The 24,109-nt window shown below is 37.7% G+C and carries 33 protein-coding genes; 26 read left to right on the top strand and 7 right to left on the bottom strand.

The genetic code is table 11. From position 1 onward, the window contains the following. Window positions 1-202: 202 nt before the first annotated feature. Window positions 203-1,078 (bottom strand): hypothetical protein, encoded by an 876-nt coding sequence (locus MKP09_RS17600; RefSeq protein WP_240831634.1) that lies wholly within the window; start codon window positions 1,076-1,078, stop codon window positions 203-205. Between the two features lie 173 nt (window positions 1,079-1,251). On the opposite strand from MKP09_RS17600, the gene MKP09_RS17595 reads away from it, so the two are divergent. From MKP09_RS17595 to miaA, 3 genes are all read left to right on the top strand, one after another. Further along, window positions 1,252-1,443 (top strand): hypothetical protein, encoded by a 192-nt coding sequence (locus MKP09_RS17595; RefSeq protein WP_240831633.1) that lies wholly within the window; start codon window positions 1,252-1,254, stop codon window positions 1,441-1,443. A gap of 38 nt (window positions 1,444-1,481) precedes the next feature. Further along, on the top strand, window positions 1,482-1,814 hold the full coding sequence (locus tag MKP09_RS17590) for a plasmid pRiA4b ORF-3 family protein (protein ID WP_240831632.1): 333 nt from the start codon (window positions 1,482-1,484) through the stop codon (window positions 1,812-1,814). A gap of 69 nt (window positions 1,815-1,883) precedes the next feature. Next, the gene (miaA, locus tag MKP09_RS17585; protein ID WP_240831631.1) at window positions 1,884-2,867 is read left to right on the top strand and encodes a tRNA (adenosine(37)-N6)-dimethylallyltransferase MiaA; all 984 of its coding nucleotides are present in this window, start codon (window positions 1,884-1,886) and stop codon (window positions 2,865-2,867) included. A 100-nt stretch (window positions 2,868-2,967) separates the two neighbouring features. On the opposite strand, the gene MKP09_RS17580 is transcribed toward miaA, so the two are convergent. Continuing rightward, window positions 2,968-4,020 carry an IS110 family RNA-guided transposase gene (locus MKP09_RS17580; protein WP_240831630.1) on the bottom strand — a complete coding sequence of 351 codons (1,053 nt, stop codon included), beginning with the start codon at window positions 4,018-4,020 and terminating at the stop codon, window positions 2,968-2,970. Window positions 4,021-4,543: 523 nt separating this feature from the next. Here MKP09_RS17580 and MKP09_RS17575 point away from each other — a divergent pair. Both MKP09_RS17575 and MKP09_RS17570 read left to right on the top strand, forming a co-directional pair. Next, the gene (locus MKP09_RS17575; RefSeq protein WP_240831629.1) at window positions 4,544-4,933 is read left to right on the top strand and encodes a hypothetical protein; all 390 of its coding nucleotides are present in this window, start codon (window positions 4,544-4,546) and stop codon (window positions 4,931-4,933) included. Window positions 4,934-4,976: 43 nt separating this feature from the next. Next, the gene (locus tag MKP09_RS17570; RefSeq protein ID WP_240831628.1) at window positions 4,977-5,216 is read left to right on the top strand and encodes a hypothetical protein; all 240 of its coding nucleotides are present in this window, start codon (window positions 4,977-4,979) and stop codon (window positions 5,214-5,216) included. Window positions 5,217-5,589: 373 nt separating this feature from the next. On the opposite strand, the gene MKP09_RS17565 is transcribed toward MKP09_RS17570, so the two are convergent. Then, entirely contained in the window at window positions 5,590-6,147 is a 558-nt protein-coding gene (locus tag MKP09_RS17565) for an RDD family protein (protein WP_490355054.1), read from the bottom strand. Continuing rightward, window positions 6,147-6,545, bottom strand: a complete 399-nt coding sequence (locus MKP09_RS28920) for an RDD family protein (protein WP_490355053.1) — start codon at window positions 6,543-6,545, stop codon at window positions 6,147-6,149. The genes MKP09_RS17565 and MKP09_RS28920 overlap by 1 nt, the downstream gene beginning before the upstream one ends. A 95-nt stretch (window positions 6,546-6,640) precedes the next feature. Here MKP09_RS28920 and MKP09_RS17560 point away from each other — a divergent pair, with 95 nt between their 5' ends. The 18 genes from MKP09_RS17560 (at window position 6,641) to MKP09_RS17480 (ending at window position 19,200) form a co-directional block, all read left to right on the top strand. Beyond that, on the top strand, window positions 6,641-7,180 hold the full coding sequence (locus MKP09_RS17560) for an RNA polymerase sigma-70 factor (protein WP_240831627.1): 540 nt from the start codon (window positions 6,641-6,643) through the stop codon (window positions 7,178-7,180). Between the two features lie 240 nt (window positions 7,181-7,420). Beyond that, window positions 7,421-7,633: a hypothetical protein gene (locus MKP09_RS17555; RefSeq protein WP_240831626.1), complete on the top strand. Its 213-nt coding sequence runs from the start codon at window positions 7,421-7,423 to the stop codon at window positions 7,631-7,633. A 26-nt stretch (window positions 7,634-7,659) separates the two neighbouring features. Beyond that, window positions 7,660-7,905, top strand: coding sequence for a FecR family protein (locus MKP09_RS28335; RefSeq protein ID WP_394801127.1), 246 nt, complete (start codon window positions 7,660-7,662; stop codon window positions 7,903-7,905). Further along, window positions 7,878-8,132 carry a DUF4974 domain-containing protein gene (locus MKP09_RS17550; protein WP_240831625.1) on the top strand — a complete coding sequence of 85 codons (255 nt, stop codon included), beginning with the start codon at window positions 7,878-7,880 and terminating at the stop codon, window positions 8,130-8,132. The genes MKP09_RS28335 and MKP09_RS17550 overlap by 28 nt, the downstream gene beginning before the upstream one ends. A gap of 224 nt (window positions 8,133-8,356) precedes the next feature. After that, entirely contained in the window at window positions 8,357-9,772 is a 1,416-nt protein-coding gene (locus tag MKP09_RS17545; RefSeq protein WP_240831624.1) for a carboxypeptidase-like regulatory domain-containing protein, read from the top strand. A 54-nt stretch (window positions 9,773-9,826) separates the two neighbouring features. Then, complete coding sequence (locus MKP09_RS17540; protein WP_240831623.1) at window positions 9,827-10,657, top strand: hypothetical protein; 831 nt, start codon at window positions 9,827-9,829, stop codon at window positions 10,655-10,657. Window positions 10,658-10,686: 29 nt separating this feature from the next. After that, on the top strand, window positions 10,687-10,839 hold the full coding sequence (locus MKP09_RS17535; protein WP_240831622.1) for a hypothetical protein: 153 nt from the start codon (window positions 10,687-10,689) through the stop codon (window positions 10,837-10,839). A gap of 43 nt (window positions 10,840-10,882) precedes the next feature. Then, window positions 10,883-11,593 carry a head GIN domain-containing protein gene (locus MKP09_RS17530; protein WP_240831621.1) on the top strand — a complete coding sequence of 237 codons (711 nt, stop codon included), beginning with the start codon at window positions 10,883-10,885 and terminating at the stop codon, window positions 11,591-11,593. A gap of 124 nt (window positions 11,594-11,717) precedes the next feature. Beyond that, window positions 11,718-11,882, top strand: a complete 165-nt coding sequence (locus MKP09_RS17525) for a hypothetical protein (protein ID WP_240831620.1) — start codon at window positions 11,718-11,720, stop codon at window positions 11,880-11,882. Continuing rightward, a complete protein-coding gene (locus MKP09_RS17520; protein WP_240831619.1) occupies window positions 11,879-12,499 on the top strand; it encodes an SDR family NAD(P)-dependent oxidoreductase in 621 nt (206 codons plus the stop codon). The genes MKP09_RS17525 and MKP09_RS17520 overlap by 4 nt, the downstream gene beginning before the upstream one ends. After that, window positions 12,496-13,461, top strand: a complete 966-nt coding sequence (locus tag MKP09_RS17515; RefSeq protein WP_240831618.1) for an NAD-dependent epimerase/dehydratase family protein — start codon at window positions 12,496-12,498, stop codon at window positions 13,459-13,461. Before MKP09_RS17520 ends, MKP09_RS17515 begins: the two co-directional genes overlap by 4 nt. 101 nt (window positions 13,462-13,562) lie before the next feature. After that, on the top strand, window positions 13,563-13,886 hold the full coding sequence (locus tag MKP09_RS17510; protein WP_240831617.1) for a stage II sporulation protein M: 324 nt from the start codon (window positions 13,563-13,565) through the stop codon (window positions 13,884-13,886). 127 nt (window positions 13,887-14,013) lie between these two features. Further along, window positions 14,014-14,385, top strand: a complete 372-nt coding sequence (locus MKP09_RS17505) for a stage II sporulation protein M (RefSeq protein ID WP_262915497.1) — start codon at window positions 14,014-14,016, stop codon at window positions 14,383-14,385. A 309-nt stretch (window positions 14,386-14,694) separates the two neighbouring features. Further along, window positions 14,695-15,093: a hypothetical protein gene (locus MKP09_RS17500; RefSeq protein ID WP_240831615.1), complete on the top strand. Its 399-nt coding sequence runs from the start codon at window positions 14,695-14,697 to the stop codon at window positions 15,091-15,093. Then, entirely contained in the window at window positions 14,997-15,425 is a 429-nt protein-coding gene (locus tag MKP09_RS17495) for a DUF4129 domain-containing protein (protein ID WP_240831614.1), read from the top strand. Before MKP09_RS17500 ends, MKP09_RS17495 begins: the two co-directional genes overlap by 97 nt. Window positions 15,426-15,433: 8 nt before the next feature. Next, window positions 15,434-16,651: a DUF4350 domain-containing protein gene (locus MKP09_RS17490; RefSeq protein ID WP_240831613.1), complete on the top strand. Its 1,218-nt coding sequence runs from the start codon at window positions 15,434-15,436 to the stop codon at window positions 16,649-16,651. A 114-nt stretch (window positions 16,652-16,765) separates the two neighbouring features. Continuing rightward, window positions 16,766-17,638: an AAA family ATPase gene (locus MKP09_RS17485; RefSeq protein ID WP_240831612.1), complete on the top strand. Its 873-nt coding sequence runs from the start codon at window positions 16,766-16,768 to the stop codon at window positions 17,636-17,638. Between the two features lie 467 nt (window positions 17,639-18,105). Then, window positions 18,106-19,200 (top strand): DUF58 domain-containing protein, encoded by a 1,095-nt coding sequence (locus MKP09_RS17480; protein WP_240831611.1) that lies wholly within the window; start codon window positions 18,106-18,108, stop codon window positions 19,198-19,200. A 442-nt stretch (window positions 19,201-19,642) separates the two neighbouring features. Here MKP09_RS17480 and MKP09_RS17475 read toward each other — a convergent pair whose 3' ends face one another. The 3 genes from MKP09_RS17475 to MKP09_RS17465 all read right to left on the bottom strand — a co-directional run bounded on the left by MKP09_RS17475 (window position 19,643) and on the right by MKP09_RS17465 (window position 20,755). Next, complete coding sequence (locus MKP09_RS17475) at window positions 19,643-20,008, bottom strand: PadR family transcriptional regulator (protein ID WP_240831610.1); 366 nt, start codon at window positions 20,006-20,008, stop codon at window positions 19,643-19,645. Window positions 20,009-20,091: 83 nt separating this feature from the next. Beyond that, entirely contained in the window at window positions 20,092-20,451 is a 360-nt protein-coding gene (locus MKP09_RS17470; RefSeq protein WP_240831609.1) for a helix-turn-helix domain-containing protein, read from the bottom strand. Window positions 20,452-20,461: 10 nt separating this feature from the next. Continuing rightward, window positions 20,462-20,755, bottom strand: coding sequence for a type II toxin-antitoxin system HigB family toxin (locus tag MKP09_RS17465; protein ID WP_240831608.1), 294 nt, complete (start codon window positions 20,753-20,755; stop codon window positions 20,462-20,464). Between the two features lie 151 nt (window positions 20,756-20,906). Here MKP09_RS17465 and MKP09_RS17460 point away from each other — a divergent pair, with 151 nt between their 5' ends. Genes MKP09_RS17460 through MKP09_RS17450 form a run of 3 tightly spaced genes read left to right on the top strand, consistent with a single transcriptional unit; the run spans window position 20,907 to window position 24,038 of the window. Beyond that, complete coding sequence (locus MKP09_RS17460; RefSeq protein ID WP_240831607.1) at window positions 20,907-21,869, top strand: UvrD-helicase domain-containing protein; 963 nt, start codon at window positions 20,907-20,909, stop codon at window positions 21,867-21,869. Beyond that, window positions 21,853-23,385, top strand: a complete 1,533-nt coding sequence (locus tag MKP09_RS17455) for a 3'-5' exonuclease (RefSeq protein ID WP_240831606.1) — start codon at window positions 21,853-21,855, stop codon at window positions 23,383-23,385. Before MKP09_RS17460 ends, MKP09_RS17455 begins: the two co-directional genes overlap by 17 nt. After that, window positions 23,382-24,038, top strand: a complete 657-nt coding sequence (locus MKP09_RS17450) for a PD-(D/E)XK nuclease family protein (protein WP_240831605.1) — start codon at window positions 23,382-23,384, stop codon at window positions 24,036-24,038. The genes MKP09_RS17455 and MKP09_RS17450 overlap by 4 nt, the downstream gene beginning before the upstream one ends. The last annotated feature ends 71 nt before the right edge of the window (window positions 24,039-24,109 follow it).

Genomic DNA, 24,109 nt, shown 5'->3' with positions numbered 1-24,109 from the left:
TAAACATCATTACTTTGTAGTTCGATATGAAACTCATTTTGTTTTTCCAGAATTTGCTTCAATTCATCTTTATAAAATTTACGCTCGATGGTTCGAACCAGCTTGCCTTTTATTTTCTGTTTAGGATTTTGAAGTAAAGTATCATAGATATATGCGCCGACAGTTTTGTTGGATTGATCGATCTCCTGTTCCGTTTTCTTTTTTAGTAAAGTCCAGTCGTCTTCGCCCGGTGCACGAAAACTTCTTTTTCGTTGCCTTCTTTATCTGTTTTTACAGAACCGTCGTCGTTTAAATCGGTAGTCACAATAAAATCGCGAATCTTGTCCTTCCAATCAAACAAAGGTGTTTGGCTCGAACGTCTGTAAACCCATCCATTTTCTAAAACCAACGAATACCAAATATCCGCCTTCCCTTTTTGGGCTTCATTTGCTATTACATCCACTATTTTCAGCGAGTGAAATTCCACAAGCTTATTTGGGGTTTCCTCTTCCTCTTCGCCGCGCAACTGATAATAACCCCGCTTCTGATTAAAGTTTAAAAGTATCCAGGCAAGTTCTTCCTTCTCAATTTTTTGTGTTAAGGCTTTTTTACGCAGATAATAAATAGCCCAGTCGTAAGGAACCAATTTTGGCTCGCCCCTTTCATTTATCAGTAACTGCGGTTGATGTTGCCGAAAATCGGCCAGCATTTCTTCAAAGGAGTTTTTGAAAATAAAATCCCCGTTATTATAAACCAGTTTGGGTTCTGTTTCGGCTTTAAATTTGCCCAAACGTTTTTCAAAATCAATTTGAGCAGCATAATGCTTCGGCAAAAAACCCAAAACGTTTAGCACGCGGTGCAGCCTTTCCCTTCTCAACAAATAACGCTCTCGTAATCGCCGAACACCTCTGTATCCGGTACGTTCGGCCGTTTGCGAAACAGAATTCCCTTTTCCGAATTCGCCTAAAATATCCTGAGACATCGGAATAATACGGCTACCTATCCCAAGGATTTCACCTTGTTTGTCTTCAAAGTTTTGTTGGATAAGTGCCCAGCCAATTGAATTGGTGCCTAAATCAAGACCAAGAATCGTCCTCATAAAAAATTGTTTTTCAAGTCCTAAAATACAAAATATCTATTTATATTTATATCTGAAAGCAATTCACAATAAGGATTATTCCGTTGTGAAAACATTCAAGGCGGCGCAAGTCGCCTTCTTTTTTGTCCTGTCACAAACCCTCCAATCTCCACACATTTCCGTAAATTCGCTTCATGGCAATTTTAAAATTCAGGATATATTTCGAGGAAGATGACAGCATTTATCGCGATGTGGTGATAAAGCATACACAAACTTTTTTAGATTTGCATGAAGTCATTTTGAAAGCCTATGAGTTTGATAATAAACATCAGGCTATTTTTACCGCAGCAACGACAATTGGTTACAGGGACGTGAGATTTCGTTAGAAAAATACGATAAAAAGTACCGCGTAGACCCTTTGATCATGAGCCAGACAAGCATTGGCTCGGAGGTTAAAAATACCAATCAAAAATTTACCTATACCTACGATTTTCATAAGCAATGGAACTTTTTGATAGAATTGATCAATGTGTCGAAAGAAGCGGATAGCCGCCAGGAATATCCCGCCATGGTGCGCAGCGAAGGAATTGGTCCTAAACAATACGGCACAAAAGGGCTATTGGGCGATAAATTTGCCGATATTGAAGAAAAATACGATCTGACCCGCGGTGCAGAAGGCTTCAATGAAAAAAATGAAGAAGGGGAAGATCTGGGTGTTGAAGAATCGACCGACGAATTTCAGGAAGACGAAGATTAATTTTTTTATTAGCCCGGCGTATAACAAATGGCATCAGTATTGCGTCGCACAGCGTCATCTGCACAATAAATGGCAACGCACATAAACGTAGCCAAAAAGAAACAACGCATAATCATCAACAAACTATCCATCTCAAATCAAAAAACATTACTTGTAATTGCAGGACCAACTGCTGTAGGTAAAACGGCACATGCAATTGAAGTAGCCCGTCATTTTAAAACGGTTATTCTTTCGGCAGACAGTCGCCAGTGTTATAAAGAATTAAATATCGGTGTTGCCCGGCCTTCCGTACAAGAACTTAACGAGGTTCCTCATTATTTTATAGCTTCTCATTCAATACATGACGATATTAATGCGGCATGGTATGAGGCTTATGCGCTTAATTTATTGAAGCAGCTTTTTAATGAACATGACTTAATTGTTGTTACTGGCGGAACCGGTTTATATATAAAGGCTTTGGTGGAAGGGTTGGATGTCATTCCTGCGGTTGATGATAAGATACGACAACATGTTATTGATAATTACAATGCAAACGGATTGAACTGGCTGCAACAGCAGTTACAATTTCACGATCCACTTTTTTCAGCCGAAGGCGAAATGCAAAATCCGCAGCGTATGATGCGCGCGCTGGAAGTTGCCTTAGCTAGCGGCCAGTCAATTTTGACATTTAGAAAAAAGCCAAAAGATCCAAGGGCGTTTAATATTTTACAGGTTGGGCTCGAACTTCCCCGGCCCATTCTAAATGAACGCATCAACGCGCGAGTTGAAATGATGATGCGGTCCGGACTGGAATCTGAGGCCAGGCAACTGTTGCCCCACCGACATCTTAATGCCTTACAAACGGTAGGCTACAAAGAAATTTTTGAGTATCTGGATAGTAATGTAACACTCAATGAAGCGGAGGAACAGATAAAGCAGAATACCCGGCGTTATGCCAAAAGACAAATGACCTGGTTTAAAAGGCAGCCCAATATGCATTGGATCAATTTGCAGGAAGAAAAAGAAATCACACCTCATATACTGTCACTAAGGAACTACGGACAAATAACTTAACCACATAGATTCTGTGTTAAAAACCAAAGATTTTTTAATTAATTTCGAATTTTAGGCGGCTATGCGCCAGCCTGTGTAGGGAGCAATATTTATTTGCTTCCTACTCCTTTTTTCCATCTTCTGTATCATGTTCTCCAGTATTGTTGTTAAAATAGTTTTTATCATATTTTTCTTGCTTTTTATAGAGCGTGTACATTAGTTCTAGCAGCTTTCTTTGTATAGCTACTACAGCTTTCATTTTAATGCCGTGCCTGGCTACTAATCTTGCAAATATGGCTTTAAATCTTTCATCATGGCTTATTGCGCCCAACGCCGGCATGTGCAAAGATTTTCGCAAATACTTGTTGCCTCTTTTTGATATTTTGGGTTTTCCTTTTACCGAAGTACCCGATTGCTTTTCCTTTACATCTAAGCCCGCATAACTAGTCAGTTGTTTTTTATTCTTTATCAAATCAAAACCATTCGTTTCTGCCAGCACAGTTGAAGCGGTTAATAACCCCACTCCGGGAATGGAACATAATAAATCAACCGCAACTTTTATTTTTTCATTTGACTTTATCAATACATTGATCTCTTGAACCACTTCTGTTATTTGTTTATCGAAAAACGTGATCTGCTTTTTTAGCCTGCTTACGGTATTTTTAAGTGGTATCGCTTCTGCCTGTTCTGCATGAAGCTGATTCTTGGCTACAGTGCGTGCCTGCACTATCTGATCTCGTTCCCTTACCAACTGCCGCATTTGCTTAAATACAGGATCGGGAGGACTCCAGGGCTCTGATTTTCGCTCTAATCCGAACTGTGTAATAGCTTCGCTGGCTGTTTTGTCCGTAACCGTTTTGACTTCTAATGAGCGGGCATAGTTGCTGATTTTATTGGGTAACACAATGTTCACTTGCTGATTATTCAGATAAAGATGATACGCAAGCTTTTCATGATAAACACCCGTTGCTTCCATAAAAAATAGAACTTCAATAACTTCCTCTGACAACTTTTTTACCCAGCTTAATAAAGAATCGAATCCTTTTACATTGTTCACAAATGTTTTGTGGGCATACACTTGCGAGCTAAAATCATCGTACATACGGCCAAATGCCACTACCAATTCTTTCTGCGCTACATCAATACCGCAAACCTGTTTTACAATTTGTTTCATACCAATACTTTTGAAAATAAAAAAGTAAAGTGAAAAATCCCCCTTCGTTTTGTCTCCTGCTTGGATATTCTGGATACAAAGCTTTGCCCTGTTCCTTACATTCTGTTCAAACTCGAAGAGATAAAAAAGGATGAGGCTATATCTATGTGAGAGCATACTTAACGTTGCTTAGGTACATATTCGCTCTCATCCTTTTTCACTTTATAAACTCAAATCTATTGGTATCTTTAATCAAAATCTCAAAGAACTATTTTTATAAAAACAAACATAGGAGACACATAGATTTATTCCTTTTTAAGGATGTATAGAATCCGCCGAAGGCGGAACATAGTGTCCACGCGATAAAACGATAATGTGTTTTTATGTCTCCTTTTTAGCATGACATTCTATGTGCCTATGTGTTTTGTATTTAGAAATAGCGAAGTTATATTGTCACGATTACTAATGCATTAATGCACGCCCTTCTTTACAATAAAAACAGCTAATACCAAGCCACAACAATCAATAACAGTATCTTTGCCGGATGATGCAGGAAGAAGAAGAAAAAGAGCAAAGTATTTTCAATAATAGCCCTTCAAAAGAAGAAGCCGAGGCTTTATTACAGGTAAGTAAGTGGACACGGATTATTTCTGTAATCGGTTTTGGATTAGGCGCATATGTTGTGGTTTCAATGTTGCTCGAAGGAGAGCAGAAACTCAAAGCATTTGCGGCTACTATGCCAGGTGCTGTTGGTTTTACTTATCCTGTTGTAGTTGTTGGCTTTTTCATCATCTTTTTCGTGGCAGCCCTTGTGCTTTATTATCTGTACAAATCATCGTTGCTTTTGTTGCAAGGTTTGCAACAAAAAGTGATGTACTCTTATCCCAGGCCTTCATTTATCTTAGAAATTTCTTTATTGCCCTGCTTGTTTTAGGAATTTTGCAATTAGCAGGCAATCTTACAAATTTGTTATAAACATGGATCAGTTTTCGCAACAAGAAATCGGCAGCAACATGCCGTCTTCTCTATATAGAAATATTTACGCTACCGCAAAAGTAGCGGGCATAGCAGCAATTGTATTCCTTGCGGCTGCATTGGTTGGAGCAATTGGAGCTTTTTCCAAACCATTGCCAGTAATGAATGTGCCCGTGGCAGAAGGTTTTAATGAAGAAGAGGCGCAGCAGATGATAACAGGTGGCGTGTATTTTTTGTATTAATTTCTTTGGCCATCAGCATTTTGATTTTTTATTTTTTGTTCAGGTTTTCATCGCTTGCCAAAAAAGCAATAAACACTAACGATGATAAAAAACTTGCTGTTGCGCTAAAAAGCCTGTCCGGATATTTCAAAGTGGGCGGAATGATCATGATTTTTATTGTAATCTTTTTTACGCTTTCTCAAATTGGTTCAGCCTTAGGAGGATAATGTTGCCGGCTTCCTGCATGTGGCATCAGTCTTGCCACGCTCGGTTCAACTGTGGTACATGTGGCAACCTATACGTGTCTGCCGCAGGCTGATAAACGAGTAATTCTTCTGCTACAAACTGGTCAGACGGAGACCGTCAGACTGCGTTGCTTATATTCTGTCGTATTCTACTCCCTCTCCTTTGGAGAGGGCTGGGGTGAGGCCAAATAATTATAATCTTTCAATAATTTCTCTAAAAAATCTTCAGGGTACATATCCGTCTGTATCTGCAAGTAGCCTTTAACTTTTGCCGCCGCAATCGCCAGATCTTCCTGGTGTCCAGCTCTTTTATTATTACTTAGTAGTGTTTTTATAACGTTGAGGTCTTTATCGCTAATGCGCATCACTTCGGGGAAGGCCGGTTTGTAGCCATCTTCCACTTCACGGAAAACAGTATTGTCCAGACTTTCCTTAACCGATGTTTTAATAACAATAGTTTGTGCCAGTATATCTCCAACCCGTTGTGCTTTTTTCGAATTGGCAACTAATATGATATCTGTGAGCAAAAAGCCCATTCCAAACAAAAATGCAAGCGCTGTTTCAACACCGCCGTCCCCAACATTCATAGACATCAGCATAAAAATCAGGATCACAATCCAAAGATCAGATACGCGCAATAACCAGCGAATAAGCAACTGGCTTAACGACGCACGGCCTCCGTTAATGCTCACTACGCGCAGTTTCATTATTTTTTTCCAATGCTTTGTCCGTTGGTAGTCGTTTCCATAATAATATGGTATAGAAAGACTGGTGATACCAATATAAGGCCAATCGCCCAACTATTAAATCCAGACATGCCAAAAGTGATCTGGCTCATTAAATAGCTTACGAGCGTTAAATAGAGATACTGCACCAACATATCGATAAAAAGCGATGCCATACGTTTGCCCAATCCCGGAGCATCAAATTCAAGGCTTATATTAAAACTAGTTGGTACGGTAACAACCGGCATGTGTGATGTTTGCTGTAAAATAACAAGTTTGATCGAAATACAAAAAAGAATGTACGGTATGCAGGTTTTGATGTGCGAATTTCCATCGGAACTCGTGCACGATACGTACACCGAACTTTGTACATCGTACATAACGCTAGTATTTTTTAACAATTTTTTCTTCGATCATAGGGGTAACAACAATTCAGGTTGTATTATAAGTAGTGATGTTATTTTTGTAGTATAAGATGGCTTTGGACAGTGTTCAATACAAAAGTGTTTTTGACCTTCATTATGAAGCGTTATATGGTTACGCCTGCTCTATGCTGAAGGCGGAAACCTACGTGGACGATATTCTTCAAAACATTTTTATAAAACTTTGGCAAAGCAAAGAAAAGATCAAGCCGGAAACGGTCAAGTCCTATCTGTACACATCCGTGAGAAATGAATGCCTCAATCATATAAAGCATAAAGGCGTACAGGCAACTTATGCCCAAACAACAATGATGGCTGGAAGCACCAGCGATCATAATAATCAGACAGAACAAAAAGAATTACATGAGAAAATACAATATTTGGTTAACCAGCTTCCCGAAAAGTGCGCTGCGGTTTTTTACCTGTGCAGGCAATCGGGGTTTAGTTATAAAGAAGTAGCTGAAGCGTTGGACATTTCCGTTAAAACTGTAGAAAATCAAATGTCAAAAGCATTGAAGTTTTTACGCAGCGGCTTATCGGAATACCTGGTGAGTTGGTTGCCATTATTCATTCTTCACCTCATCAATTTATAATATTATGGAGCATAAATTGATAGCCTTTTATGAACAGACGTTGAATGCTTCGGAGCAAAAAGAAGTGGAGCAATGGCTTGAGGCTGATGCTGAAAACAAAAAATATATATAGGATACGATTGCTATTTGGGAACATGCTAAAACAGATTCCCATTACAGCCAGCTAAATAAACAAGTCGCCTGGGAAAAACTTCAGCAACAACTCGGATCAGAAACCGTAGTACAAAAAAGGTACACCGGTTGTCTTCTAACAGGTGGAAACTTAGTGCCATTGCCGCCTCTATTGCTGCAATCATCGTACTGTTTGTTTTTATCAATCAACCGAAACCAACTCAATTTACAGCACAGGTAAAGCATGAAAGTTTTGAGCTGCCTGACAATAGCCACATCACTTTATTTTCCAATGCCGAACTTTTAGTAGCTGCCGATTTTAATAAGGAAAAAGAACAGTAACATTAAAAGGCAACGCCTTTTTTGATATTGCTAAAAATCCACAAAAACCATTCATTATTCATAATAAAGATATAGATGTAGAAGTGCTTGGAACTTCTTTTACTATTCAACAAAATGCGATGTTCAATACAGTATTTGTACATAGCGGAAAAGTAAAGGCCACATTTGAAAATCAATCTGTAATAGCTACGGCGCAGCAAAAAATCGTAAAAGATAATACAACGAATCAACTAAGGTCGTTAATATGCAAACCAATATTGATGAGGTATTAAAAACCCAGCTGCTTAGGGTTAAAGACCTTCGTGTCGACAGTATTGGCAAAATGATGGAAGAGTTGTATAACATTGATATTGTGACTACACCAGAACTAAGCGGTAAAAAAATAACAAGTACTTATCTTATTGGTTCTGAAACATCCGAACAAATCATTGAGAATATTGCACTTACCATTGGTGCATCATGGAGTAAAAAAAACAACCAATACATCATCACTAAATAAGCCTTCGTTGAAAAAATATGTCATCCTGATTTTGTTGTCCATTGCCTGTCATTTAGTGTTTGGGCAAAACAATATGTTGCAACAAAAAATATCTGTCGACTTCAGAAACGTTACTATGTATGACGCTTTGATGCAGATAGAAAAGAAGGCTGGGTTCTTTTTTCTTACGATAATCAGTTCATAAAAAATCAAAAAAAATATCTTTTACCGCTGATGAAAAAACGGTGAAGGAAGTGTTGGATATGATTCTGGACAGAGATTATTATTATATTGTAAATAACAACAAAATTGTTATCAGGCGTAAGGAGCAGGAATATATTACCGTGCAAGGTGATTTTTTTGATAATACTGATCAAAAACCTATTGAGTATGTAACGCTGTATGAACCTACTTTGAAATTGGGTACGATGTCGAACGAACAAGGACATTTTTCCCTTAAAGTGCCTGTAAACAGTGCTGTCACACTTTTGGTAAATCGTGTTTCCTATTACGACACCAACTTTACAATATCTGGTAAAAGCAATACAAATATAAAAATCGGTCTTACTCCTAATATTACAACCGAACAAGCAGTAACAATCCGATCTGTAGAAAAGCATTGGCTGGCGCGCAGCGTAATTAGTACCAAACAGAAGTTCAGTAGCCTTAATTTGAAAAACTATTTTTATCAACGTAAGTTTCAGCTTGGCTTTTGGCCGGGCATTGGAACCAAAAATGCGTTAAAAGGCCAACAGGAAAATAAGATTTCTTTTAATGTGTTTGGAGGATATGCCGCTCAAGTTGATGCTTTAGAAATTGGAGGCCTTTTTAATATTGTAAAAAAGCATGTTCGTTCGGTTCAGGTTGGCGGGTTATTTAATGTTGTTGGCGGAACGATGGATGGCGTGCAGGTGGCTGGCTTGTATAATGATGTGGGCGGAAATGTAAGCGGATTGCAAATCGGCGGATTAGTCAACATTAACAAAAGCAATACCAAAGGCTTGCAAATTGGCGGCATCTATAACCAAGATCGAATCTTTAATGGTTTGCAAATTGCAGGCATTATGAACAATTCTAAGATAGTTTCTAAAGGAGCACAAATAGCAGGCCTTGTAAATAGAGCCCAAAAAATAAACGGATTTCAATTGGGGTTTATAAATATCGCCGACACAATGAATGGTGTATCTATCGGTCCTTTTAATTATAGCCGGAATGGCAAACATTCCTTGTCTGTATCAACACAAGAGAATGGCCAATTGAGTATGAGTTATAAATCGGGCGGCTATCGGTTGTATAATATACTACAGGTGGGAACGCTAAATACTGACATTGGACAACATTATTTTTTTGGTTATGGTTTAGGTAGTGAATGGTTTTTAAAAAGGAAATTAAAAATGGCTGCTGAGTTGTCAAATCTGTACTTTACTTCAGCTAAAGAATTTGATACTGATTATAGCACCATATCATTACAGCCTTTGTTGGTCTATCAACTACATAAAAAAGTTCAGCTATTTGCTGGCCCGAGATTGCAATATCAGTTGCCCGTTCATAATCATAGCAATGATTATTACAAAAGCCTTAATAAGAATATGATCCCTTTGAAAGAAGGCTCTAAAGATGCGCTGCACCTGGGTTTTAGTGTCGGTGTAAATATTTTTTAATAAAGCGTAGGGGTGAAAAGCATTTAATGTGTATTAGGTATATACATTAAAAATATGCAAATCAGAAAGAACGTTTTATTCATTGCTTTTTACATTATTAGTTTAAAATGCAGTGCGCAGGAACCGGCAATTAACAGTGTCCATCTTGGAGTAGTTACACCAGTCAGTACACAAGGAAAGTATGCAAAGGATATTAGCCCTTCTTTTGCCCTACACGCACTTCAGGGAGTAAATCTTAATAATAGAGGGATGTCTATTGGAGGCTTATACACCAAGCTTTATGGAAACAATAAAGGAGTAATGATAAGCGGACTGGTTAATAAAGTAAATGGTTCTGACAAAGGACTCGCTATTGCAGGTTTATATAATGGTGCAGCTAACGGAAGAAGTGTTCAAGTTGCAGGGTTGCATAATCAGAAATCTGGAAATGGATTTATTCAGATAGCAGGATTGAGTAACTGTAGTCAATACGAAATACTACAAATTGCAGGCCTCGTCAATATTAATAAAAATGTCAACACACAAATTGCCGGACTTGTTAACGTAGCGAAAACCGTTAAAGGTGTACAAATTGCCGGACTTATTAATATAGCTGATACTTCTGATCATCCCATTGGATTATTAAACATTATTAAAACCGGGGAGCAGCAAATAGGCATTCAGATATATGATGATGCCTCGGCAAATATAGTGTTGCGTACTGGTGGCCGCAAAACATATGGCATCATAGGTGTTGGTGCTGGTAACGAATTAAAAAGGACAGTGCTTCAAATGGAGGCCGGCATTGGTTATCATATACCGCTTAGTCAACAGTTTCGTGTAAATGCTGAAGTTGTAGCAATGTCGAAAACTGACTTTACTTTTTCAAACACACACAATCGCTAAGAACTTTGTTAGCATATAAAGTAAGCCCGATGATTGAAATCACAGCTGGCCCGGCGTTGAACACCTATAAATATTCGGACTCTAAAATTTTTGGAAACAATTATCTCTGGAGGTATAGCGATAACGAATCTTCTTTTGCCATAACAGTAGGCGCTTTAGCCGGTGTAAATATTAATCTTTAAAACAAAAAAATGCGGCGACGCTGCAAACTAAAAAGTACACAAAATGAAACAATTATCATTTTTCGCTTTCGCAATAACATTATTAATTATTGCCCCAGGCTGTAAGAAAGTATTTCCGGATGGGCCAGCTGTTAAAGAGGCAAGATCAGTATCTGATTTCACAAAGATTGAAGCAGCCTTCAGCGGAGATGTTCAATTTGTACAAGGAGCAACAAAGTCTGTGGAGGTTGAAGCAGCTCAAAACATACAAGATTATATCCTGACAGAAGTAAGCGGTAACACACTTATTTTAAAGACGAAGCCAAACATAAATATAAAAAGAGGCAGCGTTACTATTTACGTGTCTAATCCTGATCTTGTTGGAGCAACACTTTCAGGGTCCGGTAATATTTCTATAAATACAGATATCTCCACATCGGCAATTGATTTGCGGGTTAGCGGTAGCGGCAATATCTCTCTGCCAAAGCTAACAGCTACTACAATAAATGCTAATATTACTGGATCGGGAAATATTTCCATAAACGGCGGCGCCACGCAAACGCAGGAAATTACTATAAGTGGTAATGGAAACTATCATACGAACCAAATGCAAAGTGAGCAGGCGAAGGTAAAAGTTACCGGATCTGGAGAGGCAAAACTGTGGGCAGACGATGCACTTGATATTAAAATTTCAGGCAGTGGTGATGTATGGTACGTCGGGGAGCCAACTATCAATACTTCCATATCCGGATCAGGTAGAGTAAGGAAGATGTAAACATATCAGGAAAAATAATCGTTATGCTGATTACAGGTATCATACTTTATTTTATCAGAAAGTACAGAAGAAGAATAACAAGTTGACACGCCTTACTCTTGTTAATCATTAAATCCCATAAATCATGGTTCAGACAAATAGATATGCAGTAATTACTGGTGCGAGCCAGGGATTAGGCAGCGCTTTCGCAAAAGTGTTAGCTGCACAACGATTAAACCTGGTGTTGGTAAGTTTGCCTGGCCAAGGCCTTTCTGGTTGGCAGTACAGCTTTCTGAAACTTATAAAGTGAAAGTTGAATATTACGAAACAGATCTCTCTGTTAAGCAGAACGTAATAGCGCTATGTAATTGGTTAAACAAAAATTTTGATATTTATATTTTAATAAATAATGCAGGCGTTGGAGGCACTAAAAAATTTACGGAAGCATCGATCCACTACATCGATAGCATTATGCAGGTAAATGTAGTCGCCACTTCCTTACTTACACATCAGTTGCTGCCCAATCTACTTCGCCAGCAACAGGCATATATCCTCAATGTTTCCAGCATGGCTGCTTTCTCTCCCATTGGTTATAAAACGGTTTATCCCGCTTCAAAAACTTTTATTCATTCTTTTTCACGTGGGTTAAGTGAAGAGCTGAAAAATACTGGTGTGGTTGTAAGTGTTGTCAATCCTGGCGCAATGGCTACTAATGAGGATGTATGTCAACGTATCAAAAATTTGGGAATAATTGGGCGTATGACTTTATTGCAGCCAGACAAAGTGGCCGCCTCATGTATTAAGAAGTTATTTAAAAGAGACAGGGTCATAATGGTAAATCCCTGGAGTTGGCTGGCCATTGCATTACTGCCGATCTGGATCAAACTACCTTTGCTTACATATAACATAAAAAAGGAAATACGATGACTGTATTTGTTACTGGTGTTAGCGGGTTGTTGGGTACAAATCTTGTGTTGCTTTTATTACAAAAGGGTTATACGGTTAAGGGGTTGGTGCGATCTAAAAGCAGCTATAAACATATATCGCACGATAGGTTACAGATTATAGAGGCAGAATTAAATACAGATTTATCTGTGTATTTGCAGAACGTTGACATCGTTATACATGTGGCAGCTGTAACACGCCAGGATTTAATTTCTTATAAAGATTATCAGATAAACTACAACGCCACTGAAAATATATTATGTGCCGCGGTCAAAGCCAAAGTAAAAAAGTTTATTTACGTAAGCACGGCAAACACTATTGGCTATGGTATAGTATCAAACAATGAAGTGCCGGAATATAAAACTATGTTATGGCCATTTACACGATCTCTTTATGCCAGAAGCAAGGCCGCAGCAGAAGCGCATGTTCTATCAAAGCAAGGCGATATTACCGTGCATATTGTAAATCCAACATTTATGATTGGCCCCAACGATAGCAAGCCCAGCAGTGGTAAAATAATTCTAATGGCTATGAAAAATGGGATTTTGTTCTATCCACCCGGAGGAAAAAATTTTGTAGCAGTAAAAGATGTGGCCATTGGAATTGAGAAGTGTATACAAGTTGGTAAAAATGGTCATCGATATTTATTGGCCGGAATAAATATGAGTTATGAAGATTTTTTCAGATTAGTTAAAATGTTTACCAAACGAAGGCAGGTATTGTTTCCTATACCATCTTTACTACTTCTGGTTGCAGGACTAATTGGAGATATACTTAGATCTTTTAAAATTAAGACCAGCCTTTGCACAAACAATATGCAGATTCTCCGTGTAAAAAATTATTATGACAATAAAACTTCTATTGCCGAATTAGGAATCCAGTACCAAAGTATTGAAAAGGCTGTTGCTGAAAGTGTGGAATACTTTAGGCAAGAATGTAAATAAACATTACCACTTGTCTTCTTAGCGATTGTTGTGTCATCAAACGCAATAAAAAACTTTGCCTGCTCTATAAATTTTGTATTTTAGTTTCCAAACAACGTTAATTGAGAGAGGCACTATTTATCAGGAAGAATAAAGATCGCTGGTTGAAGAATGAAACCGAGCCACCTACATCACCCGATGAAATGGCCAGCGCCTTTACGCAAACCGTTGACGACCTGGCTTACGCTAAAACTTTTTATGCCGGAAGTAAAACAGCAAACTATCTCAATAAGCAAGCGGCGAAAATGTATCTCGACATTTACCGCAACAGGAAAGAGGAATCCAGCCGGTTAAAAACATTCTGGAAATATGAATTACCGCTAACCATTCAAAAGCATCATAAAACCCTGCTATTCTCTTTCATCGTTTTTGCAATATTTTTTTAATAGGATTTTTTATCTCCAGGCAGGACGTGGAAGTAGCGCGAAATTTTTTCGGCAATGAATATGTATCTCAAACTATTGAGAATATTGAAAGAGATAATCCTTTTGGTATTTACGAAGGGGTAACCCATTGTTAAGTTGGTTGGGTATCATGATCAATAATATCAAAGTCGCATTTATCTTCTTTGTGTCCGGCATATTCTGTGGTATTCCCACCATGTATAAGCTGGCCGAAACCGGCGCAATGGTTGGTATTTTCGATGAACTATTCGCTTCACATGGATATGGCCTGCAGTTTTGGCTGGTGGTATTTGTGCATGGAACGCTCGAAATCACAGCTATCATTATTGCTGGTGCTGCCGGTTTTATATTGGGTAAAAGTTTTTTGTTTCCCGGAACGAAAAATAGAATAGAGGCTTTTAGAGAAGGTGCGAAAGATGGTGTTAAAATAATGATTGGTATTGTTCCCGTTTTTATTGTAGCAGCTTTTTTGAAGGACTGATTACAAGATTGTATAACGATGCGGCTTGGCTGACGAACCTTGTTACTGCGGCTTCTACAGTTTTTGTCGTTTGGTATTTTATCATTTATCCCATTCAGCTAACCAAAAGAGCTCTGCAAAAGTGAAGATTTATTCTATCCAAATATTAAAACTTCGATTACGCAGGCACTACGCCCCTCTCCCTTGGAGAGGGGCTGGGGGTGAGGCCTCAAAGCTATTGCAGAGCGGGCACGACTTATGAGAATAATCAGAACATATCTTATTATAATCTTATTCATCCTGTTAGCGTCAATAGGCAGTAATGTTGCTTTGGCACAAACAGGCAGTGTCGATTCTATTGAAATAATTGAGCCGCCTGTCGTTGATAGTTTTTATTCAGACGATGAAGAATACCTGGAAGAAGAAACTTATGAAGATTCAACAAAAAGAGCTAAAGCAAATGCCTTTGATGCAATGGATACGCTGGCAATAGCTAGCGTTAGCTGGCGTAAGTCGGACAACAATTTTGTAAACAGTCTGAAAAATTCGCCGGATTTTGAATATGTAAAAACAGGGCTTTCTGAACCAAAGAAAAAATCCGTTAAACACAGTGATATTGACCTGGGTAAAATATGGCTGTATATAGCAATTGTTTTATTCCTGTTTATTCTTGTCTGGTATTTAAAAGACAACAACCTGCTATTGTTCAGAAAAAAGCAGCAAGTATAGAAACTGGGAGCTTTGAAGAAGAACAAAAGGATATTTTTTCTATTCAATTTGCTGAGGCAATTCAAGATGCTTTAAAAGCAAATAATTATAGGCTTGCTATAAGGCTACAATATTTGCAGCTATTAAAAACCCTTTCAGAAAAAGGAATTATAAAGTATCAGCCTGATAAAACAAACTTTGATTATTTACTGCAAACAAGATCTACATCGCACTATCAAGATTTTTTAAGTGCAACGCGTAGCTACGAATATAGTTGGTACGGATTATTTCCCATCGATGAAGATCATTATAGGAATATAGAAAATTCATTTAGTGATCTGCATAAAAAATAAAAGCATAGGTGAAGAAAGCGCTGATATATATAATGTGCGGAGTGCTTATATGCGCTGTGGTAATTTATCTGTTCAGCCTTCGAACATCTGATAAAAAAGAAATCAGTACTTACATTTCTTTGAATAAAAAAGATAAAAATCCTTATGGAGCTTTTGTCTTTCATGAATGCTTAAAGAAATTTTTTCCGAAAGCGGCATTTAAAATCAATTACAGTCCCCCTGGAGATGTTAAAATTTTTGGTGATAATAAACCGGATCAGCTTTATGTGATTTTGCAGCCCGAATTTCAACCAAATTCTTATGAAGTGGATGACCTGATTACTTTTATTGACAGAGGTAATAATATTTTCATTAGTACATTCTATATCAGTTCTGAATTGTATCGTTTCTTGAACGCTAGGGTGCAAACCAAAAACTATACTTATTTTCCTTACGGAAGTTATGATAGTGACACGATGAATGTCCGGTTGTCCGCACCGCCGTTTGTTGAAAAAACAGATTATCGTTACCCCGGCATTTCTATCGAAAGTTATTTTAAAGATACGGATAGCTCCATTTCAAAAATTATTGGGTATGCTGATGATGGAGCACCTAATTTTATTCATCTTAAAAAGGGTAATGGCAACTTATATATTCATTTGTCGCCCATGTCGTTCAGCAATTATTTTTTATTGTACAATGATAACATTCAATATTTCGAAAAAGTGTTTTCGCAATTTCCTACAGGTACGCCGTTAGTTATTTGGGATGAATATTTCAGAACGCCTCATTCCCGCAGTGGCGACAGAGGATGGTTTAACGCGGTCATGAAGAATCCTTATTTCCGAGCTGGAGTGCTTACTGCGCTGGTATTGCTTTTGGTATATGCGCTTACAGAAATGCGTCGAAAGCAACGTGTGATACCAATTATGGAAAAGCCGGCAAATGATTCACTTGAGTTTGTAAAAACAATGGGATTGCTGTATTATGAGAGAGGTGATCATACAAATCTTGCGCAAAAAATGAGTGCCTATTTTTTAGAACATGTGCGCAGCAGGTATAAAATTTTCGCTAAAAAACTTGATTCAGGTTTTGTCAATGAGTTAAGCTATAAGTCAGGCGTCAGCAAAACCCTTGTTGAAAATATTGTTATACAGATCAACCGCATTAATAATGAAGGCGTTTTTACTGATACAGAGTTAATTGCGCTGCAAAATAATATGGATGAATTTTACAATAAAGAATAAAAACTAAAATATGCAAGATCCTGTTTTCGAAAACCGCATAGACCTAAGCCAGCTAAATGAGGCTGTATTAAGCATCACCGGGGAAATAAAAAAGTAATTATTGGTCAGGATGAAATGGTGAGATTGATCATTACCGCTTTGCTTGCAGATGGTCATGTATTAATTGAAGGTGTACCCGGTGTTGCAAAAACACTTACAGCCAAGTTGGTCGCAAAAGCTGTTGATGCATCCTTCATGCGGGTGCAGTTTACGCCCGATCTGATGCCTTCCGATGTAATCGGAACGCCGGTGTTTAATCCCGGCGATGCAAAATTTGAGTTTAGGAAGGGTCCTGTGTTTGGCAACATCGTGCTGGTTGATGAAATTAATCGCGCACCGGCAAAAACGCAGGCGGCGTTGTTAGAAGTAATGGAAGAGCGGCAAATTTCGATTGACGGAACAACCTATAAGATGGATGCGCCTTTTATGGTGCTGGCCACACAAAATCCCGTTGAGCAGGAAGGTACCTATCGCCTGCCCGAGGCACAATTAGACCGATTTCTTTTTAAGATTGAAGTGCCTTATCCTAAAGAAGATGAAGAGTTACAGATACTTTCATTATTTCATAAAATGGGTAATCACAATGCGCTTGACGGTATCAGTGCCGCATTGAGCGGAGCGCAGATCAACCAACTAAGGCAACAGGTAAAACAAATTCTGATTGAAGAAAAGTTGTTGGCGTTCATCGCCAAACTGGTGCACCAAACAAGAAACAACAAATCGATTTATCTGGGCGCTTCACCGCGAGCTTCGCTGGCTATAATGAACGCGGCAAAGGCAACTGCTGCTATGCAGGCACGCGACTTTGTAACGCCCGATGACATTATTGCTGTTGCCGCGCCAGTTCTGCGCCATCGCATTATTCTTTCTCCTGAAAAAGAAATGGAAGGCATCAATGAAAATGAAGTCATCAAACAAATTATTAACGGCCTTGAAATACCCAGATAAATGTAAAATTCAGAATGATGAATTTAAAATGTAAAATAAACAGTTATGTACGAAAAGTTATTGGATCAGCAGAAGAACATATCTCAACGGTCTTGCCACGCTCGCTTGTACTGATGAATATATATCAACCTACATAAACGTTAAAAAATAAAAAATTCAGAATGATAAATTTAAAAACAAACAGAAGCGGCATTTAGAATTTAGAGTTTAATATTAATTATTCACTATTCACCATTTCATTTGAAATCTTTCTACCTAAATAAAATTGTTTACTACATCGGCGGAGCCTGTGCGGCTTTGTACATGGTCGGATATTTTTTTCCACCACTTTATAATGCGGCGTCGCTGATATTATTATTACTCTGCATTGTAATATTTGCTGACCTGTTATTATTGTATTCAAAAAAACTGGCATCATTGCCACAAGGCAATTACCGGAAAGATTAAGCATTAGCGATGATAACCCCGTGTCGCTTTTTATTTCTAACCGCTACAATTATCCTATTTCAGTTTTGGTGATTGATGAACTTCCGGTTCAATTACAAATAAGAGACTGGCAGCGGTCTTTGCATATTTTGTCTGCTGCTTCCGAAACAATCAACTATCCTATTAAGCCCCTTACACGTGGCGAATATGTTTTTGATAATATTAATGTAATTGTAAATGGCCCGTTGAAGCTAACGAAACGAAGGTATTCAATCGAGGCAAAACACACAGTAAAAGTGTATCCTTCTTTTGTCCAGATGCGGCGCTTTCAGTTGCTGGCTGCTACCAACCGTTTACAGGAAGCCGGTATTAAGCGGATTCGAAGATTGGGCCATAGCAGCGAGTTTGAGCAGATAAAAGAGTATGTACGCGGCGATGATTATAGAACGATTAACTGGAAGGCAACGGGCCGCAGGGGTAACCTGATGATCAATAATTATACGGACGAAAAAAGCCAGCAGGTATATTGTATTATCAACAAAGGGCGGGTAATGAAAATGCCTTTTGACGGAATGACGCTGCTTGACTACGCGATCAATGCATCCTTGGTATTGTCTAATATTGCTATGATTAAGCAGGACAAAGCCGGCCTGGTAACTTTTGCAGAAAAATTGGATACCTTTTTGACAGCCGATAAAAAGCCCGGCCACATGAACCTGATTCTTGAATCTTTATATAAACAACAAACCAATTTTTTAGAAGCCGATTATGAAAAAATGTATGCTACTATTCGGAATCGAGTTACCAATCGGGGCTTAGTTGTGTTGTTTACCAATTTTGAATCTTTGGAGAGTCTCAAAAGGGATATTCCGGCGTTTAAAAAGATTGCTCATTATCATTTATTGCTAATCGTATTTTTTGAAAACACTGCTATAAAAGGATTGATAGAAACAAACGCCGAAGATTTGGAACAGGTTTATATAAAAACCATTGCAGAAAAATTTTCCTTTGAGAAAAAGCAGATGGTGAAAGAACTGCAACAAAACGGCATACTAAGCGTGCTAACCACACCCGAACAATTGACAGTAAATACAATCAATAAATATCTGGAGTTGAAGAATAGGAATTATATTTAAAGTGAAAGACCTTCCACAGTCTATTCAAATAAATCAGTTCTATCCAATCCATTAATTGAATTTCTTTTTACACGCATATAAATAACAAAATGGATTAATAAAAGCATTCCCCAAATGATAGCTGTATAATGTACAACTTGTATTCCTTCGTAGACCGAATTAAAGCCAAACACAAACCATGCTTCCGAAATTAGGTTATGTACCAAGTATGTTGCAAAATGAAATCTGAATCCAACATCGTATATTGGAAGATCGGTTCCCTCTTTTGACCCCCAATACAAGCCGGAGATAAACATACTGATCCCTTATAGACATGCTGAAAGAGTAATCATCAATGTTGAGCCATTCTCAATACCGCTGCTCAAAAAGTATCTGAAAGTAATGGATAAAATAATTGCAGTAATTGCAAATTTTACTAAAAATGGCGTTATTGTTTTCATGTCTAAAATTTTATTAGTTTCTTAATTTCATCCGAATAAAATAGATGAATATTTCTTTTTACAAACTGTGTAAAGAGCTTTTGTCCCAAATCGGTCAAAGAATAATATTTTCTGTCAGGGCCTTTATTGCCTTGCTTCAAATTGTGTTTAACAACTTCAATATGTTCATATTTTCGTAATACACGATACAGACTTTGCTCTTCGCAGGTCATCGTTTGCAAAGATTTTTCCTCGACAAAATTTTTAATTTCATCAACATACTTTTCTCCTTGCTGCAAAGCAAGAAATATCCACAACGTAAGCTGTCCTTTTTTATAGGTTTCTTCCCAAGCCGATAAAAGGTCATTTAGTTTTTTGTCGAATTTCATTAATATATCATTTGTATTATTCAAATTGTATAATACAAATGTAATAACTATTTTATATCATACAAAATATTTAATGATTTAAACTACAAACCCAATACTATTCCAGGTTCAATATTAAGTTCCCTGCTTATTTTTCTTGCAATTTTTAAAGTGGGTTCGCTTTTCCCTGATAAATATTCGCTAACCCTAGAACTGCTGATGCCAAGTTTTTTTGAAAGCGTTGTTTGTGATAGCTCCTTTTCGTACATACGCAATTTCATGACTTCGGCTAAAGACGGAGGTGTAACCGGAAAATGCACTTCCTCATAAGCTTCCATCCATTGAGAAAGAAGGTCCAGTTCAATCAGGTTTGAATCGCTGTTTGGCGTACGGTCTGAAACAATTTTTAAGAGTTCTTCAATACGGCGAGAAATGGCTTTATATTGTTTATTATCTTTTATCATAAGGATTGCTTTAAATATTTTTGACATCTATTCTATCGTACTCGCCATGAGTTCCGATAAATCGTATATACACGGTTTGAATCTGAAAAAGAACGATTGCTACAACCTGATAACGGTTGCCACGGATATTAAACACATACCTTTTATTTCCAACAGCATCTACGCTGTTAAAGGTTGTTTTCATTTCGCCAAAGCTTTTCCAGTTGCTGCTTTTTGTTTGGGTGTACCAATCTCTCAAAGCAATATCTGAATCTGCATATTTTTTAGAAAACTCACGAATACGGGCATAAGTGATGATTCTCATTCACACAAAATTAATAATTTTCCATAAAATGGAAAAAATATCTATTTTTGGAACAATTATCTATTTCGTATTAGAGCAAAAAACTCTTACGTTCGGCCATTTTCTTTCCCTTCTTCAGTTGCTCTTTTCCCACTTTCCACTAACTTGCCTTATGCCTGTTATAAAAGAAAAGTTAGAAACACAGTTTAGTGAAGTTTATAAAACGTTAAATACCGAACAACAAATTGCGGTGGATACGCTTGATGGCCCCGTAATGGTAATTGCCGGCCCGGGAACCGGGAAAACACAAATACTTGCAGCTCGTATCGGTAAAATATTATTAGACACAGATGCGCTTCCTGAAAATATTTTATGCCTCACTTATACCGATGCGGGCGTAGTTGCTATGCGAAAGAGGCTTCAGCAGTTTATCGGTGCAGATGCTTACAAGGTAAACATTTATACTTTCCATGCTTTTTGTAATGACGTAATACAGGACAATCTTTCATTTTTTGAAAAAACTTCGCTTGATCCAATTTCAGATTTAGAAAAGGTAGAATACTTTAAAGAACTGATTGATAATTTTTCAAAAGAACATCCCTTAAAACGATACCGGGGAGATGTGTATTACGAAGCGGATCCATTAGGTCATTTATTTTCTACCATGAAGCGGGAAGGCTGGTCGCCAGAATATATTCATGACCGAATCAATGATTACGTAAAGCAATTGGCCGATGATGAAAGCTATATTTATAAAAACACACGCGCCGGAAAATGGCAAAAGGGAGATCGCAAACCTGCTTATGATGAGGAATTGAAGCGAATGGAAAAACTGCGTGCGGCAGTCAATGAATTTCAAAATTATCAGGAAATCATGCGTGTTAATAAACGTTATGATTTTGATGATATGATCAATTGGGTGATTAAAGCATTTGAAGAAAATCAAAATTTATTGGCAGATTATCAAGAGCGATTTCAATATATTTTGGTGGATGAGTTTCAGGATACCAGCGGCACGCAAAACCGCATTGTGCAACTGTTGATCAGTTACTGGGAGCGTCCCAATGTATTTGTGGTGGGCGATGATGATCAGAGTATTTATCGCTTTCAAGGCGCTAATGTGCAAAATACTTGACTTTGCAAACCAGTATGTAAGTGATTTGCGCACCGTTGTGTTAACTAATAATTACAGAAGCATACAACCCATTCTTGATGTTTCAAAAACGCTGATCAATAGAAATGAAGAAAGGCTGGTGAAACAAATTCCCGGACTTAGCAAAGAGCTTATATCTTCCAATATTGCGATCAATCATTTACAACATGAACCTGAAATATTAGAATATAATACGATGACGGAAGAAATGGCCGGAATTGTATTCAGGGTTGAAGCCCTTATTGAGCAAGGCGTTCAGCCGGGACGCATCGCCATTATTTATAAAGAAAATAAATATGGAGAAGAATTGTCTGGTTATTTGAGACAGAAGGCAATTCCTTTTTATAGCAAGCGAAGTATTAACCTGCTGCAATATCCATTTATAAAAAAGATCATCGCTATTCTTTATTATCTGGATGCAGAACATGATACACCTTTTGGTGGAGATGAGTTGCTTTTTGAAATATTGCATTTCGATTTTTACAAAAATCCACCGATAGAAATTGCTAAACTGAACGTTGAAGTAAATAAAAAGAAATTTAAGGGAGAAGGCTCTTCTTTAAGGCAGTTATTGCACGAAAAAGCAAATACGCCTGCAAGAACATTGTTTGATGAAGGGCTGAACGAAAGCCTTAAATATTGTTCTAAAATGATAGAACAATTAATTGCTGATGTCAGTAATATTACTATTCAGCAGTTGATGGATAATATCATTCGAACGGCAGGAATATTAACTTATATCATGCAAAGTGAGCAAAAGGTAGAACTGATGCAATCGCTCACTGCTTTTTATGATTTTATAAAAGAAGAAAATCGCCGTAATCCCGCACTAAACCTTGAAACACTGGTGCAGTTGTTTATGCTAATGGAAAGAGAGAAGATACCTTTGCCATTGGTTCGAACTACCGGAAACGATAAGGGTGTGAACCTGTTAACTGCACATGGAAGCAAGGGGCTTGAGTTTGAGTATGTATTTATAGCGGGCTCCAATGCATCTTTCTGGGAAAAGAAAAGGAAGATGAACAGAGGGTATAAATTACCTGCTACTATTTTTTCTTCTCAGGCAAAAGCCAGTGATGAGGAAGAGTTGCGGCGCGTATTTTATGTTGCACTTACCCGGGCAGAAAAACATCTTTATATATCTTATGCAAAATTAAATGCGGATGGTAAGGAGCTGGAGCCTTCTATGTTTATTGCAGAGATTCAGGAGCTGCATCAACTTCCTGTACAAAAGCAACAAATAAGCTCTGAACAAATGCTGGCATTTCAGCATTTAATGTTTGCCGGACAGCGGCCTATAATTACTAATCTTGAAGATGATTTTATTGATGGCCTATTGTCAAGATTTGTAATGAATGTGACTGCACTCAGCAGTTATTTAAGCTGTCCTTTAAAATTCTATTATCAGAATCTTTTGCGTATTCCATCCGGAAAAAATGAAGCTACAGAATTTGGTAGTGCGATACATTTTGCACTGAAAGGCTATTCCGAAAATTGAGGGAAACCGAACAGTTTCCATTTGTTGAAACAGTGCTTGATGATTTTAGCTGGTATATGATGCGCCATCGGCAAAGTTTTACTAAAGAAACTTATGAGCGAAGAATGGAACAAGGCTCTATTATCATTCCTGCTTATTACAATAAATATATTGATAGCTGGAACAAAGTAGTATCTGTAGAAACTAACATCAATGGAGTGGTTGTAAATGGCGTTCCATTAAAAGGGAAATTAGATAAGCTGGAGTTTTTTGGAAAAGACGTAAACGTTGTCGATTATAAAACAGGGAATGTTGATAATGCGCTGAAAAAACTGAATGCCCCTGACGGTAAAAATCCTGATGGAGGAGATTACTGGCGACAGGCAGTTTTTTATAAGATATTACTGGATAACTATGAATTGAAAGATTGGCGAGTAATAAGTACAGAGTTTGATTTTATTGAACCGGACAGTAACAATAACTTTCAGAAATTAAAAGTGGTAATTGATCCTGAAGATGTTGCTACTGTAAAAACGCAGATCAAAACAGTTTGGGATAAAATTCAGGAGAAAGATTTTTATAAAGGTTGCGGTAAGGCCGATTGCCATTGGTGTAATTTTGTAAAGGACAATTTTTTGTACATAAAATTAGAGGAAGTGGAGGAGGAGGATTAAAAAATTAAAAATTACTTCTAATGGCAAAGAAAGAATTGCTGGCGTTAGTTGCAGAGCAAAAATAGAAAAAC

The sequence above is a fragment of the Paraniabella ginsengisoli genome (assembly GCF_022513635.1).
In the GTDB taxonomy this organism is placed as follows: domain Bacteria; phylum Bacteroidota; class Bacteroidia; order Chitinophagales; family Chitinophagaceae; genus Niabella; species Niabella ginsengisoli.
The sequence above is the reverse complement of the archived record's forward strand: the minus strand, read 5'-3'. Positions and strand labels throughout refer to the sequence as shown.

Bases quoted from the DNA above. Each gene is read 5' to 3' on its own strand.
- MKP09_RS17600 (WP_240831634.1), bottom strand. From the start codon at position 1,078: ATGAGGACGATTCTTGGTCTTGATTTAGGCACCAATTCAATTGGCTGG.
- MKP09_RS17595 (WP_240831633.1), top strand. From the start codon at position 1,252: ATGGCAATTTTAAAATTCAGGATATATTTCGAGGAAGATGACAGCATT.
- MKP09_RS17590 (WP_240831632.1), top strand. From the start codon at position 1,482: ATGAGCCAGACAAGCATTGGCTCGGAGGTTAAAAATACCAATCAAAAA.
- miaA (WP_240831631.1), top strand. From the start codon at position 1,884: ATGGCAACGCACATAAACGTAGCCAAAAAGAAACAACGCATAATCATC.
- MKP09_RS17580 (WP_240831630.1), bottom strand. From the start codon at position 4,020: ATGAAACAAATTGTAAAACAGGTTTGCGGTATTGATGTAGCGCAGAAA.
- MKP09_RS17575 (WP_240831629.1), top strand. From the start codon at position 4,544: ATGATGCAGGAAGAAGAAGAAAAAGAGCAAAGTATTTTCAATAATAGC.
- MKP09_RS17570 (WP_240831628.1), top strand. From the start codon at position 4,977: ATGGATCAGTTTTCGCAACAAGAAATCGGCAGCAACATGCCGTCTTCT.
- MKP09_RS17565 (WP_490355054.1), bottom strand. From the start codon at position 6,147: ATGAAACTGCGCGTAGTGAGCATTAACGGAGGCCGTGCGTCGTTAAGC.
- MKP09_RS28920 (WP_490355053.1), bottom strand. From the start codon at position 6,545: ATGTACGATGTACAAAGTTCGGTGTACGTATCGTGCACGAGTTCCGAT.
- MKP09_RS17560 (WP_240831627.1), top strand. From the start codon at position 6,641: ATGGCTTTGGACAGTGTTCAATACAAAAGTGTTTTTGACCTTCATTAT.
- MKP09_RS17550 (WP_240831625.1), top strand. From the start codon at position 7,878: ATGCAAACCAATATTGATGAGGTATTAAAAACCCAGCTGCTTAGGGTT.
- MKP09_RS17540 (WP_240831623.1), top strand. From the start codon at position 9,827: ATGCAAATCAGAAAGAACGTTTTATTCATTGCTTTTTACATTATTAGT.
- MKP09_RS17535 (WP_240831622.1), top strand. From the start codon at position 10,687: ATGATTGAAATCACAGCTGGCCCGGCGTTGAACACCTATAAATATTCG.
- MKP09_RS17530 (WP_240831621.1), top strand. From the start codon at position 10,883: ATGAAACAATTATCATTTTTCGCTTTCGCAATAACATTATTAATTATT.
- MKP09_RS17525 (WP_240831620.1), top strand. From the start codon at position 11,718: ATGGTTCAGACAAATAGATATGCAGTAATTACTGGTGCGAGCCAGGGA.
- MKP09_RS17515 (WP_240831618.1), top strand. From the start codon at position 12,496: ATGACTGTATTTGTTACTGGTGTTAGCGGGTTGTTGGGTACAAATCTT.
- MKP09_RS17495 (WP_240831614.1), top strand. From the start codon at position 14,997: ATGGCTGTATATAGCAATTGTTTTATTCCTGTTTATTCTTGTCTGGTA.
- MKP09_RS17485 (WP_240831612.1), top strand. From the start codon at position 16,766: ATGGTGAGATTGATCATTACCGCTTTGCTTGCAGATGGTCATGTATTA.
- MKP09_RS17475 (WP_240831610.1), bottom strand. From the start codon at position 20,008: ATGAAATTCGACAAAAAACTAAATGACCTTTTATCGGCTTGGGAAGAA.
- MKP09_RS17470 (WP_240831609.1), bottom strand. From the start codon at position 20,451: ATGATAAAAGATAATAAACAATATAAAGCCATTTCTCGCCGTATTGAA.
- MKP09_RS17465 (WP_240831608.1), bottom strand. From the start codon at position 20,755: ATGAGAATCATCACTTATGCCCGTATTCGTGAGTTTTCTAAAAAATAT.
- MKP09_RS17460 (WP_240831607.1), top strand. From the start codon at position 20,907: ATGCCTGTTATAAAAGAAAAGTTAGAAACACAGTTTAGTGAAGTTTAT.
- MKP09_RS17455 (WP_240831606.1), top strand. From the start codon at position 21,853: ATGTGCAAAATACTTGACTTTGCAAACCAGTATGTAAGTGATTTGCGC.